Source organism: Pontixanthobacter rizhaonensis (assembly GCF_012972675.1).
In the GTDB taxonomy this organism is placed as follows: Bacteria; Pseudomonadota; Alphaproteobacteria; order Sphingomonadales; family Sphingomonadaceae; genus Pontixanthobacter; species Pontixanthobacter rizhaonensis.
This window is the reverse complement of record NZ_JABCRE010000003.1, coordinates 603,568-616,044: the sequence shown is the minus strand read 5'-3', so window position 1 is coordinate 616,044 and position 12,477 is coordinate 603,568. Positions and strand designations below refer to the sequence as shown.

Genomic DNA, 12,477 nt, shown 5'->3' with positions numbered 1-12,477 from the left:
CCAGCATCCTCATGGCCGAATCATTCGGCTCGTATGAATGCGATCATGTCCGTTTCGCGCCCCGCCGTAAACGGTCTGCTTAGGGCGTCTTGGATCAAGTAAAGCCGTTCTCTAGAAAATGGATGGCGCAGCCAGCCAGAATTGCCGTCCCGTGGGGCAACGCTGTTTCATCAACATGCATTCGGGGCGAATGGATTCCGCAACATGAGGCCCAATTGTCCCCCTCTGGCGCAACGCCCAGAAAGAACATGGCGCCGGGCACTTTTTCCAGCAGATAGGCGAAATCTTCCGCGCCCATGATCGGTGCGGGTAAATTACGCCAAGCATGGACGCCCAGTGTCGCTTCTGTAACGGCCTGCCCGATCGCGACCGCGCGGGCGTCGCAGATCGTTACCGGGAACCCTTCGGTAATGGTGATATCCGCTGAAAGACCGTGCGCATCTGCAATGCCGGTGGCGACTTGGCGCATCAGTTTTTGCACCTCACTGCGGTTTTCCGGCGAAAGCGTGCGTATCGTCCCGCTCAATGACGCATGATCGGGGATGACGTTATGTGCTGTACCTGCATTCAGCTGCGTAACGGTGACAACAACCGCATCGCTGGCGTTGAAGCGCCGCGTTACCATAGCCTGTATCGCAGCCACAATTTCACACGCGGCAGGCACCGGATCACGCGTGTCATGGGGCATGGATGCATGGCCGCCCTGGCCGGTTATCCGGATATCAAACTGGTCTGCTGCCGCCATGAGCGGGCCGGGCTTACCGGCGATCACACCGTGGGCGGCATTGGGCATGATATGCAGCGCAAAGGCGGCGTCTGGCAGCGGGTCAATCAGCCCGTCATCGAGCATGAAGCGGGCACCGTGATACCCTTCCTCGCCCGGCTGGAACATGAATTGCACTTCGCCGGCCAAAGTGTCCTGCCGGGCGCATAGTAGCTCTGCAGCGCCCGCCAGCATTGCGGTATGTGTGTCATGACCGCAGGCGTGCATCCGGCCTTCTATAGTGGAGGCAAACTCCAGACCTGTATGTTCTTGCATCGGCAAGGCATCCATATCGCCGCGCAACAACACGCGCGGCCCGGCCTGTGCGCCTTTCAACGTGGCGACCATGCCAGTTGTCGAGCCGCCTTCCCGCCAGCTGAGCGGCAGATGGGCCAGCGCAGCCCGCACCTTGGCGCTGGTTTTGGGCGTGTGCAGGCCAAGTTCTGGCTCTGAATGGATATCGCGGCGCAGAGATATGATTTTGTCAGACAGGCCACGGGCGGTTTCGAGGAGATCAGGTGTCAGCATCAGGCAAAGATAACCGCATGATTGGCGATCGTCGCCCCATAATGTGCCAAAAAGCCTAGTGAAATATTCTGAGTTGCGGCTAAAGCGGCGTCATCATGAACGAGACACCATCCAACTTACCCCCCTGCGGCGGTCTGCTGGCCGATGGCGGCCCGAAGGTTGGTGTTATCTATAATCCGCGCAGTCACCGCAATCAGGGCCGTGATCTGGACTGCGTTGCGTCGGGCAATGTGTTGGTCGAACAACCGGCGACACGCGATGATATTACCGCGGCGCTGCATCTTTTCGCGCGCGAGAATATTGAATATCTGATCATCAATGGCGGCGACGGGACCGTGCGCGATGTGCTCACTTGCGGCTATGCTGTGTTTGGTGATGACTGGCCGGAAGTGGCCGTGCTGCCAAAGGGTAAGACGAACGCGCTGAATGTTGATCTTGGCGCGCCGGCTGACTGGAATTTGGCAGAAGCGATCGGATCGCTTGCTGATGGTAAACGCATCAAACGCCACACAATGAAAGTGCAGGCGGCAGATGGCAGTGCGCAGCCGCGTCTTGGCTTTATCTTGGGTGCTGGTGGTTTCACTCTTGGCGTACGTGCGGGGCAGGAAGCCCACCGGATGGGGGCATTCAACAGTTTCGCGGTCGGGGCCACCACAGCGTGGGGCGTATTGCAAGGGCTGTTCGGCGGCGATGATAATGTTTGGCGGCGCGGCGTTGGTATCAAGCTGGAGCTAGGGGCGGAACGCGCTGTGTTTGCCCGCAGTACTTACGGCGAAGCGGCGCGTCGGTTCGTTATGATGTCTTCCACGCTTGAGAAATTTCCGGTTGGCATCAAGCTGTTCGGGCCTGAGAAAGCGGGCCTTAAGATCGCGGTGGTTGACCACCCACGCCGCAGGATGATGGCGTTGCTGCCGCTCATTTTGGCGGGTTGGAACCCCCCGTGGTTGGCAGAGGTCGGGGTGCATTTCGTTTCTACTGATCAATATGTATTGACGATTGAAGACGAATTCATCCTGGACGGGGAGGCATACCCGCAAGGCCGGTATGCTGTATCCAAAGGGCCAGAATTGTCCTTCGTCGTTCCCAAATGATGGCGTTAACCCAGCGGGTCGAACGGCAGCTCGATCGGTCAGTTGATCCGGCTGTTGCCGCTTTTGCAGAGGTGCTGGCCCGGAAGGCTGGCGCAGTCGGGGCGCTGTTTTATGGATCCAACCTTCGGACCGGTGAGCTGGAAGGCGTATTGGATTTCTATTTGCTAACGCCCGGCCCGCAGCTCGACCGGATCTGGCCGCGCGTCAGCTATCATGAATGGGATTATCAGGGCACTACGCTAAGAGCCAAGGTGGCGACAATGCCCATCAGTCTGTTCCATGATGCTGCATCGGGTATGCTGCGGGACACCACCATTTGGGCGCGCTTTGTCCAGCCGAGCGGGTTGGTTTGGCGGTGCGATGAAAGTGCCAAACAGCAAATTGTTGCCGCTATCGAGGCCGCAGCAGGGACCGCCGCGCGTTTTGCTGCCGCGCTGGGCCCCCAATCCGGTTCGGAAAGCGATTTTTGGCGGGCGTTGTTTCAGGAAACGTACAAGGCGGAATTCCGGGTCGAAAAATCGGGGCGTGAAGACTCGATTTTGTCGCTTAATCGGGATCATTTTGACGGGTTGCTGCCGCTGGCTTGGCGGCACGCGGGTATAGAGTTCCGCGAAGCTGGCGGTGCGTTATCGGTGGATTGGCGCGGCGGAGAAAAAGGCCAGATCCTGCGCCGGTGGCGCAGCAAACGCCGATGGGGCAAGCCGCTTAATGTCATCCGCTTGCTCAAGGCCAGCACCACGTTTGAAGGTGCGGCTCGCTATGCCGGATGGAAAATAGAGCGCCACACGGGGGTGCCGGTTGAAATCACTCCGTGGCGGGAGAAACATCCCGTTCTGGCCGCCCCTGCCGTTCTGTTCAGCGTCTGGAAGGCCAAGCGCCGCCGCAACTGACGCGGCTTACATATATTTCATATTGATTGTGATCGACGTAACGCCTTCGCCAACGGTAAAGCGTGTTTTTTTGTAGCTTGGCTTGCCCAGGTTGAAGATGTTGATGCTGGGGTTGTTGGACATACCGCCGCCATCACTGCTGAGGTCGGTTTTGCCGTTGCCATTTTTGTCATGGCGAACAGCGATCCCATATACCCCTGCCGCTGGCACCGGCATACAAAAGGTCATCGTCCCCGCGCGGGCAGATGTTTGAATACGGTTGATCCAGCGGCCGCTTTTCAGCCAATCTGCTTTTACACCGCGATAACTTTGAACCCGCATATTGCCGGTTGATGTCTCGATGCCGCGAACCGTTACTTTAACGGCTGGGCCAGACGATGCACTGCAATTGCTGAGGTTGTTACTGATTGTTTGACGGTATTGTCCCCATGCAGGGACGGATACGGCCATGCTACCCGCCGCAAGGAGTGTGGCCCCGGTTCTGAGCAATTTTAAGCCTGTCATGATTACCCTATTATTCTGTTGGCCATTTTAGAGCCACGCTAATGTGCGATCGGCGCAATATCACGCCTCGATATGACACGCATATGCCAGAGTTCCCCTGAATTTGGGCTGAATTGAACCGGATTTGCCCGTTTTGCTGGCTTGTAAGGCGGTGCGATGTGGAAAAACACCTATCCCCAGCTTGTGGGGGCGGTGCTCGACTCCTACGCCCAGAAATTATTCGCAACGAGGCGCTTTTATGGCCCAGCCGCTGATTTCACCCTCCATTTTATCTGCCGATTTTTCGCGGCTGGGCGAAGAGGTGCGCGCAATCGATGCTGCGGGGGCGGATTGGGTCCATGTCGATGTGATGGACGGACATTATGTCCCCAACATTACAATCGGCCCTGATGTTGTGAAGGCGCTGCGGCCGCATACAGAAAAGACGTTCGATGTCCATCTGATGATCAGCCCGGTTGACGCGTATCTGGAAGCATTCGCGAATGCCGGTGCCGATATTATTACAGTTCATCCAGAAGCTGGCGCGCATACGCACCGCACGGTTCAGGCGATCAAGAACCTGGGCAAGAAGGCCGGAGTGTCCCTCAACCCGGCCACGCCAGAATCTGCGCTTCAATATTTGATTGATGATATCGATTTGGTTCTGGTGATGAGTGTTAACCCCGGATTTGGCGGGCAGAGCTTTATCTCCAGCCAATTGCGTAAAGTCGAGGCTATTCGCCGGATGATTGATGCAACGGGCCGTGATATCCACTTGGAAGTCGATGGCGGCGTGAACGCCGAAACAGCACGGCAATGTGTTGACGCCGGCGCCGACGTTTTGGTTGCCGGATCTGCCACGTTCAAAGGTGGTCCGACCCAGTATGCGGCCAATATCGCGGCGCTGAAGGGCGCTGCCTGATGGTTGATGCTGCGGCTTCAGAACTGAACCGGGGGTCTGCGCCTGCAGGCGATACTGATAATTCTGCTGACAATAGTTCAGCGATCCCGCTCAGTGATGATGCTTCAGATGCGTTGGTCATAGACGCAGAAGATGCGCAAACAGCCAAGCGCGAAACGCTGGAGCCCGGGCGCGCGCTGGCGATTGCGGATTTTGCGCCACCTTCGATCGGTGCGGGCGAGAAGCTAATTCGGTTGGCTTACCGGTTGGGCGTCCCTGCCTCTACGCTGACATCGCCTTTCTCGAAACCTGCGAAGCCGCGCTTGCTGGCCACTGTAAACTCCCCGCTGCCCGGTGACCGGGCTGCCGGTGTGGCTCTGCGCGCAGGGCATTTTCTTGTGCACGGTGTGAAAGCGCCGATCACACAGATGGATTTTTCGGCCAAGGCCCGGCTGACGCCGCCATTTGAACGGTCTGTTCACGGGTTCGCATGGCTGCGCGATCTATCCGCTTCTGCCCCCCGTGAACAATGCACGCAAACAGCCGAGCGGGTGATGACCGAATGGCTGAATGCCAATGAAAAACCAGCCAAAGGTGCGCCGTGGAATGTCGAGCTGGTTGGTCACCGGCTGCTTAACTGGTTGGTCCACGCGCCGTTGATCTTATCCGGTAATAAGCCGCATCAGCGTACCCGGACAATAGAAGCGATTGCGGAGACAGCGCGGTGGCTCGACCGTAATGTCAGCAAGGCTGATGATCGGCTGGGCGAAGTGGCTGGCTGGTGCGGCATTACCGCTGCCGGTCTGCTGCTACCTGAAGGCCATCCGCGCCGGTTGTTCGGTGAAGCCGGTCTTATCCGCGCTTTGGGTGATCTGGTGGCAGATGATGGCGGCGTATTGTCGCGTAGCCCGCTGGCGCAGATGGATGCGATTGGTCTGCTGATCGATGTTTCTGCTTGCTACCGCGCCCGCGAACTGGATCCGCCAGAGGCATTGGGCACAATGCTTGATCTATTGGTCCCGCCCTTGCTGACTTTGGTCCATGCCGATGGCGCGCTGGGCGGGTGGCAAGGCGCAGGTGCCGTGCGTGCAAGCAAGCTGGCCGGATTGATCGAGGCCAGCGGTGTACGGACCCGCCCGCTTAAAGACGTCCGCCAATGGGGCTATCAGCGCATTGCCGGCAACAAAACGACATTGCAATTTGATGCGGCACCGCCGCCTTTGTCGCGTCATGCGCGGGCAGGCTGCGCGTCGACATTGGCATTTGAATTGTGTGCTGGCGGGCAAAGGATCATCGTCAATTGCGGCGGAGCGGCATTTGCCGGCGGCCAAGTTCCGGCGCGGATCGAACAAGGTCTGCGCGCGACGGCAGCCCATTCTACGCTGACATTAGAGGATGCAAATTCCACCGCCGTCCACATCAATGGCAAGCTGGGCGCGGGCGTTGCCGAAGTGGAAGTGGACCGCAAGGCGCTGCGGCTCGGCCAGGGGTTGGCCACGCGTATTGCTGCCAGCCATGATGGATATGCAGCCCGCTTTGGCCTCACCCACCAGCGGGTGCTGATCATGCGCGAGGATGGCAGTGAATTGCGCGGTGAAGATCTTCTCACGCCGGCCGGCAAAAAGGGTAAGCGCGGCAAGATCGGCTTTGCGATCCGTTTTCACATCGGGCCGGGTATCGAATTGGGTCTGTCGGAAGACAAAAAGGGCGCGGGCCTGGCATTGCCCGACGGCAGTTATTGGCAGTTCCGTTTGGCAGCCACAGATGGCGGCGGCACATTGTCTATAGAAGAAAGCATGTGGGTTGATGGCGGCGGGCGCCCGCAACCGATCCAGCAATTGGTGATCCAAGGAATGACATCGCGCGGCGGAGCAAGTTTCTCCTGGCTGCTTAAGAAAATGGGATAATTTTCCAATGAATGACGTGACTATCAAACGGGCCCTGCTGTCAGTGTCCGACAAAAGCGGTTTGGTAGAGCTTGGCCAATCCTTGGCACAACGCGGTGTTGAGCTGGTTTCTACCGGCGGAACCGCCAAGGCTTTGCGTGATGCGGGATTGACGGTCAAAGATGTGTCCGACCTAACCGGATTTCCGGAAATGATGGATGGCCGGGTCAAGACATTGCACCCGATGGTGCATGGCGGTTTGCTGGCGGTGCGCGACAATCCGGAGCATTTCGCGGCTATGGAACAACACGCGATTGGCGCCATTGATCTGGTGGTGGTCAATCTTTATCCGTTTGAAGCCACCGTTATGCGCGGTGCAGAACGGCCTGACATCATCGAGAATATCGATATTGGCGGACCGAGCATGGTGCGTTCTGCGGCGAAGAACCACCAATTCGTCACCATTGTGACTGACCCTGCGGATTACACCACATTGACGGCAGAATTGGATGGGCAAGACGGCGCGACGTCACTCGGTTTCCGTAAGCAAATGGCGGCCAAAGCTTTTGCCGCCACCGCCGCGTATGATTCGATGATCAGCCAGTGGTTTGCCTTTGCCGATCAGGGGCAAATGTTCCCCGATATGCTGGCGGTGAACGGCAAGGCTCCGGTTGAGCTGCGCTATGGTGAAAACCCGCATCAGAACGCGGCGCTGTACACGCCGGTTGGCCCGCATGCGCAAGGCATTGCTCAGGCCGAACAGCTGCAAGGCAAAGCCCTGAGCTACAATAATTACAATGATGCCGATGCCGCGCTGGAACTGTGCGCGGAATTTGCGGGCGGCGACCCTGCGGTGGTGATTGTCAAACACGCCAACCCTTGCGGTGTGGCACAGCGCGCCAGTTTGCTGGAAGCGTGGGAAGAGGCGCTGGCCTGTGACAGTGTGTCCGCCTTTGGCGGCATCGTTGCGGTCAATGTTCCGCTGGACGGCCCGACTGCCGAGGCGATTTGCGCGATCTTTACCGAAGTCGTGATTGCCCCATCAGTTAGCGATGAAGCACGCGAGGCCTTTGCGAAGAAGAAGAATCTGCGGCTTCTGGTGACAGGCGACTTGCCCGATCCGCGCCGCGGCGGTCTGGCGATCAAGCCCATTACTGGCGGCCTGCTGGTTCAATCGCGCGACAATGGCGCGATTACCGAAGCGGATCTGAAAGTGGTGACGGAGCGTCAGCCGACGGAGCAGGAATTGAAGGACTGTCTGTTCGCATGGACGGTGGCGCGCCATGTGAAATCCAATGCGATTGTCTATGCCAAAGACGGCGCCACGGCGGGCATTGGCGCGGGCCAGATGAACCGGCGCGATAGCTCTCGCATTGCTGCGATGAAGGCGGCGGAAGCCGCGGAAAAATACCAATGGGCCGCCTCCCGCGCGGTTGGCAGTGCGGTTGCTTCTGATGCGTTTTTCCCTTTTGCCGATGGCTTGCTGGCAGCGGCAGAGGCGGGCGCCACTGCGATTATTCAGCCGGGCGGTTCGATGCGTGATGATGAAGTGATTGCGGCGGCCAATGATGCGGGTCTGGCAATGGTGCTCACGGGAATGCGGCACTTCCGCCACTAGATTTATTTGGCGCCAATGCCGACCAAGTGAAACCTTTCCGGCTCCCTCAACGTACATCCTAGTAACAACAAAGCGTTCACCCACCGGTCAGCCGATGGAATTATAGCTGCTTTGCAAGATATTAGATGTGAAGATGACACGCCATGAGCTTATTGAAATCTGATTTGACCCGCAATTTCGCCCTGGGATTTGTCTTGGGTGGATTGATCGTCGCTTTCCAGATCAGTCCTGATCTTGGGTCGCAATTGGTACCCGAAGCGGTAGCGGCGGTGATCCGATGAAACGGCATTTCCTCGCGGCAATGGTTCCGTTGGCTATCGCGTCAGCGATTGTAATTCCGGCCTATAGTCAATCTGCTGCGGCGCTTGAGCGCCCTGTCGCTGCACCGGCGGCGAAGCGTTTTGCCAATGAAGGTAACGGCCTGAAAACGGCGGTTTTCGCGGGCGGCTGCTTTTGGGGTGTCGAGGCAGTCTTCAGCCACGTCAAAGGCGTAAAAAGTGCTGTTTCGGGATATCATGGCGGCAATGCAGCAACCGCGACTTACGAGAAAACCAATACCGGCGTCACCGGTCACGCCGAGGCAGTGCGCGTGGTCTATGATCCCAAAATCGTCCGCTATGACCAGCTTCTGCAGATCTTCTTTTCGGTGACTGCTGATCCGACTTTGCGCAATCGGCAAGGGCCCGATCGAGGCAGCCAGTACCGCGCCGCCTTGGTTCCGTTGAGCGCTGAGCAACGCAAGGTCGCGGCTGCTTACTTGAAGCAAATGCAGGCTTCGGGAAAATGGAGCAGCCCGATTGTGACCGAGATTGAAGCCTATAAGAAGTTCTACAAGGCGGAAACGTACCACCAGGACTTTATGGTCAAAAACCCACGGCACGGATATATTGTCCGGTGGGACAAGCCAAAAGTGGCGGCTTTGAAGGCCATGTATCCTTCCCATTACCGCAGCACCTTTATCCGTAACTAAGCCAAGATTGGGCAGGTGCTGGAAACTGGGGCTGAGACACGCTATGTCTACAGCATGGGCAAGCACAATCATTCTCACCAAGAGCATTCCGGCGACAGTTTGATGGATGCAGCCAGCGCGTCTTTGATCGCCGCTGGCGAGCAGTGGACGAATATGCGCGCCGATGTCTTTGAAGAGTTGGCGCGCCACGAAAAGCCTGCCTCGGCCTATGATATCGCGGATAATTTGTCTGCCAAACGGGGCAAGCGGGTCGCACCGAACAGCGTTTACCGAATTCTGGATTTGTTCGTGACCAACAATCTCGCGCTGCGTGTGGAAAGTTCAAACGCCTATTTGGCCAACAGCCATCCGGGCTGCACCCATGATTGTATTTTCCTGGTGTGCGACGATTGCGGTGAAGCGACTCACGTCGATAGCGATGACGTGTCCCGGACTGTGCGAGCCATTGCAGAGCAGCGTAACTTTGCTGCCCGCCGGCCGGTGATCGAGATCCGGGGCATTTGCGCCAGCTGCAACTAAATGTACTTCCGCGAAAAAACTGACGGCATTCGGTGTTAGTCTGAATCGACAAGCGGTTCAGGGCCAGCTACCACCCCGGTATGTCTGTAAAGCCTGATACCCCCCTTCTCGACACGGTGGATACACCGCTCGATCTGCGTAAACTGAAGCCGGAGCAGCTCCGCCAATTGTCGGACGAATTGCGGGCGGAGATGATCTCCGCAGTCGGATCGACCGGCGGGCATTTGGGGTCAGGTCTCGGCGTGGTCGAATTGACTGTCGCGATCCATTACGTTTTCAACACGCCCGACGACCGGTTGATCTGGGATGTTGGCCACCAGGCCTATCCTCACAAAATCCTCACCGGCCGCCGCGACCGGATCCGGACGTTGCGCCAAGGCGGCGGGCTCAGCGGTTTCACCAAGCGTAGTGAAAGCGAATATGATCCGTTCGGGGCGGCGCACTCGTCTACCTCCATTTCTGCGGGTCTGGGCTTTGCGATTGCCAACAAGCTGAATGACAAGCCGGGAAAAGGCATTGCGGTCATTGGGGATGGCGCGATGAGCGCGGGCATGGCCTATGAAGCGATGAATAATGCTGAACAGGCGGGCAACCGGCTGGTGGTTATTCTGAATGATAATGACATGTCGATCGCACCGCCGGTTGGCGGCCTCAGCGCGTATCTCGCCAGAATGGTCTCATCGAGCGAATATATGGGGCTTCGCAGCCTCGCCTCCAAAGCGATGTCGAAACTGTCACGCCGCGCCCACAAGGCGGTTGGCAAGGCAGAAGAATATACCCGCGGCATGGTCACCGGCGGCACGTTGTTTGAAGAACTGGGCTTCTATTATGTCGGGCCAATTGACGGGCACAATCTGGATCATTTGATCCCAGTGCTGGAAAATGTGCGTGATGCTGATGAAGGCCCTGTGCTGATCCACGTGGTGACGACAAAGGGCAAGGGGTATGAACCCGCCGAAAGCAGCGCCGATAAATATCACGGTGTCGCTAAGTTTGACGTCATCACCGGCAAGCAAAAGAAATCATCGGGCGGGCCGCCAAACTATCAGAATGTGTTTGGCGAAACGCTGGCCAAGCTGGCGGAGACGGATAAGCGGATCTGTGCGATTACCGCGGCGATGCCATCGGGCACAGGTGTAGACAAATTCGCGCAAGCGCACCCTGAACGGTCGTTCGATGTCGGTATCGCAGAACAGCACGGCGTCACGTTTGCGGCTGGTTTGGCCGCGCAAGGGATGCGGCCATTTGCCGCCATCTATTCAACGTTTCTTCAACGCGCCTATGACCAAATCGTCCATGACGTCGCGATTCAGAATTTGCCGGTCCGTTTCGCAATCGACCGCGCTGGATTGGTCGGCGCTGATGGTGCGACCCATGCAGGTTCATTTGACGTCACCTATCTGGCGACGCTGCCCAATTTTGTGGTGATGGCAGCCGCTGACGAGGCGGAACTGGTCCATATGACCTACACGGCTGCGGAATATGATGATGGCCCGATTGCACTGCGCTATCCACGCGGTGCGGGGGTAGGCGTCGACCTTCCCGAAACACCGCAAAAGCTGGAGATTGGCAAGGGCCGTATCGTCCGCGAAGGGACCAAGGTTGCGCTGCTGTCGCTGGGCACGCGTTTGGCAGAAAGCCTGAAAGCTGCTGATGATTTGGAGGCTAAGGGTCTGTCGACCACAGTGGCCGATCTGCGCTTCGCTAAGCCGCTCGACACCGATATGATCGAACGTTTGATGCGGACACATGAAGTTGTGGTCACAGTTGAAGAAGCCGCCATTGGCGGGCTTGGCGCGCATGTGTTGACCTTCGCCAGCGATAACGGACTGACCGATAGCGGTTTGAAAATCCGCACATTGCGTTTGCCGGACCTATTCCAGGATCATGACGCACCGGACAAACAATATGACGAAGCGGGCTTGAACGCTCCGCATATTGTTGATGCCGTGCTGAAGGCGCTGCGTCACAATAGTGCGGGCGTTGAAGAGGCGCGGGCCTAAGCCAAGCCTACCCATGCGTTGGTTGATCGGGATCGGATTGCTGTGCGGAGCTGTGTATATCGCAGTCACCGGGTTCCTCTACTCGCAGCAAACACAGCTGATTTACCCCGCGCCCGACATGATTTCTCCGCTGCCCGCTGGCTTTGAAGAGGTCGTGCTGACGACCTCGGACGGCATAGAGTTACGGTCATTTTACCGCCCTGCCTCTGCGGGCCAGCCGACCGCTGTCTATTTCCACGGCAATGGCGGGACATTGTATGGCAGCTTGGTGGCAACCGAACAGATTGCCGTTGCGGGATATGGTTTGCTGCTGGTGGAATATCGCGGATATGGCGGTAATGCTGGCAGCCCGTCAGAAGACGGTTTCTATGCCGATGGCCGCGCTGCCTTGGCGTTTCTGCGCGAGCGACAGATTGCCGAGAGCGACACCATCTTGATGGGCAATTCGATCGGTACTGGCACAGCCGTGCAGCTCGCCACAGAGATTACGCCTAAAGCGCTGCTGCTGACAGCGCCCTTTACCAGCTTGCCCGATGTTGCGGCTGATGTGCTGTGGTGGCTGCCCGTCCGGCTGCTGATCCGTGACCAATATGACAGCCACGCCAAGATCGGTGATGTCAACGCGCCCATTCTGGTGCTGCACGGTTCTGCGGATGAGCTGATCCCCTACCAGCAGGGGCAGGCTTTGGCAGCCGAGACTGCGCGGGCGGATTTTCAATTGTTTGCAGGCGAGGGCCACAATTTGATTTTCACCCCCGCGGTGCAGGCTGCACAAGTGGAGTGGCTTGCCGGGCTGTGATCGCCTAGCGTGGCACCCTGTCAATG

General features: G+C 57.8%; 12 protein-coding genes. 10 read left to right on the top strand and 2 right to left on the bottom strand.

Annotated elements, in window-relative coordinates:
* Nucleotides 1-94: 94 nt before the first annotated feature.
* Nucleotides 95-1,291 (bottom strand): M20 metallopeptidase family protein, encoded by a 1,197-nt coding sequence (locus HKD42_RS10720; protein ID WP_170013206.1) that lies wholly within the window; start codon nt 1,289-1,291, stop codon nt 95-97.
* Nucleotides 1,292-1,386: 95 nt separating this feature from the next.
* On the opposite strand from HKD42_RS10720, the gene HKD42_RS10715 reads away from it, so the two are divergent.
* Together HKD42_RS10715 and HKD42_RS10710 are read left to right on the top strand one after the other, a co-directional pair.
* Nucleotides 1,387-2,382 carry a diacylglycerol kinase family protein gene (locus HKD42_RS10715; RefSeq protein WP_170013204.1) on the top strand — a complete coding sequence of 332 codons (996 nt, stop codon included), beginning with the start codon at nt 1,387-1,389 and terminating at the stop codon, nt 2,380-2,382.
* Nucleotides 2,379-3,272 carry a hypothetical protein gene (locus tag HKD42_RS10710; protein WP_170013203.1) on the top strand — a complete coding sequence of 298 codons (894 nt, stop codon included), beginning with the start codon at nt 2,379-2,381 and terminating at the stop codon, nt 3,270-3,272. Before HKD42_RS10715 ends, HKD42_RS10710 begins: the two co-directional genes overlap by 4 nt.
* Before the next feature lie 6 nt (nt 3,273-3,278).
* On the opposite strand, the gene HKD42_RS10705 is transcribed toward HKD42_RS10710, so the two are convergent.
* Nucleotides 3,279-3,722: a DUF2141 domain-containing protein gene (locus HKD42_RS10705; RefSeq protein ID WP_246236977.1), complete on the bottom strand. Its 444-nt coding sequence runs from the start codon at nt 3,720-3,722 to the stop codon at nt 3,279-3,281.
* A 292-nt stretch (nt 3,723-4,014) separates the two neighbouring features.
* On the opposite strand from HKD42_RS10705, the gene rpe reads away from it, so the two are divergent.
* From rpe to HKD42_RS10665, 8 genes are all read left to right on the top strand, one after another.
* Nucleotides 4,015-4,677 (top strand): ribulose-phosphate 3-epimerase, encoded by a 663-nt coding sequence (rpe, locus tag HKD42_RS10700; protein ID WP_170013200.1) that lies wholly within the window; start codon nt 4,015-4,017, stop codon nt 4,675-4,677.
* Entirely contained in the window at nt 4,677-6,563 is a 1,887-nt protein-coding gene (locus HKD42_RS10695; protein ID WP_170013198.1) for a heparinase II/III family protein, read from the top strand. Before rpe ends, HKD42_RS10695 begins: the two co-directional genes overlap by 1 nt.
* Before the next feature lie 7 nt (nt 6,564-6,570).
* The gene (purH, locus tag HKD42_RS10690) at nt 6,571-8,160 is read left to right on the top strand and encodes a bifunctional phosphoribosylaminoimidazolecarboxamide formyltransferase/IMP cyclohydrolase (protein ID WP_170013197.1); all 1,590 of its coding nucleotides are present in this window, start codon (nt 6,571-6,573) and stop codon (nt 8,158-8,160) included.
* 143 nt (nt 8,161-8,303) lie between these two features.
* Nucleotides 8,304-8,441 (top strand): hypothetical protein, encoded by a 138-nt coding sequence (locus HKD42_RS10685; protein WP_170013195.1) that lies wholly within the window; start codon nt 8,304-8,306, stop codon nt 8,439-8,441.
* Entirely contained in the window at nt 8,438-9,130 is a 693-nt protein-coding gene (msrA, locus tag HKD42_RS10680) for a peptide-methionine (S)-S-oxide reductase MsrA (protein WP_170013193.1), read from the top strand. Before HKD42_RS10685 ends, msrA begins: the two co-directional genes overlap by 4 nt.
* 54 nt (nt 9,131-9,184) lie before the next feature.
* Nucleotides 9,185-9,649, top strand: a complete 465-nt coding sequence (locus HKD42_RS10675; protein ID WP_170013191.1) for a Fur family transcriptional regulator — start codon at nt 9,185-9,187, stop codon at nt 9,647-9,649.
* Between the two features lie 80 nt (nt 9,650-9,729).
* On the top strand, nt 9,730-11,652 hold the full coding sequence (dxs, locus tag HKD42_RS10670; protein ID WP_170013189.1) for a 1-deoxy-D-xylulose-5-phosphate synthase: 1,923 nt from the start codon (nt 9,730-9,732) through the stop codon (nt 11,650-11,652).
* A 13-nt stretch (nt 11,653-11,665) separates the two neighbouring features.
* Complete coding sequence (locus HKD42_RS10665) at nt 11,666-12,451, top strand: alpha/beta hydrolase (RefSeq protein WP_170013187.1); 786 nt, start codon at nt 11,666-11,668, stop codon at nt 12,449-12,451.
* Nucleotides 12,452-12,477 lie beyond the last annotated feature (26 nt).

Excerpts from the sequence above, each read along its gene's own strand:
- HKD42_RS10720 (WP_170013206.1), bottom strand. The coding sequence starts at position 1,291 with ATGCTGACACCTGATCTCCTCGAAACCGCCCGTGGCCTGTCTGACAAA.
- HKD42_RS10715 (WP_170013204.1), top strand. The coding sequence starts at position 1,387 with ATGAACGAGACACCATCCAACTTACCCCCCTGCGGCGGTCTGCTGGCC.
- HKD42_RS10710 (WP_170013203.1), top strand. The coding sequence starts at position 2,379 with ATGATGGCGTTAACCCAGCGGGTCGAACGGCAGCTCGATCGGTCAGTT.
- HKD42_RS10705 (WP_246236977.1), bottom strand. The coding sequence starts at position 3,722 with ATGGCCGTATCCGTCCCTGCATGGGGACAATACCGTCAAACAATCAGT.
- rpe (WP_170013200.1), top strand. The coding sequence starts at position 4,015 with ATGGCCCAGCCGCTGATTTCACCCTCCATTTTATCTGCCGATTTTTCG.
- HKD42_RS10695 (WP_170013198.1), top strand. The coding sequence starts at position 4,677 with ATGGTTGATGCTGCGGCTTCAGAACTGAACCGGGGGTCTGCGCCTGCA.
- purH (WP_170013197.1), top strand. The coding sequence starts at position 6,571 with ATGAATGACGTGACTATCAAACGGGCCCTGCTGTCAGTGTCCGACAAA.
- HKD42_RS10685 (WP_170013195.1), top strand. The coding sequence starts at position 8,304 with ATGAGCTTATTGAAATCTGATTTGACCCGCAATTTCGCCCTGGGATTT.
- msrA (WP_170013193.1), top strand. The coding sequence starts at position 8,438 with ATGAAACGGCATTTCCTCGCGGCAATGGTTCCGTTGGCTATCGCGTCA.
- HKD42_RS10675 (WP_170013191.1), top strand. The coding sequence starts at position 9,185 with ATGGGCAAGCACAATCATTCTCACCAAGAGCATTCCGGCGACAGTTTG.
- dxs (WP_170013189.1), top strand. The coding sequence starts at position 9,730 with ATGTCTGTAAAGCCTGATACCCCCCTTCTCGACACGGTGGATACACCG.
- HKD42_RS10665 (WP_170013187.1), top strand. The coding sequence starts at position 11,666 with ATGCGTTGGTTGATCGGGATCGGATTGCTGTGCGGAGCTGTGTATATC.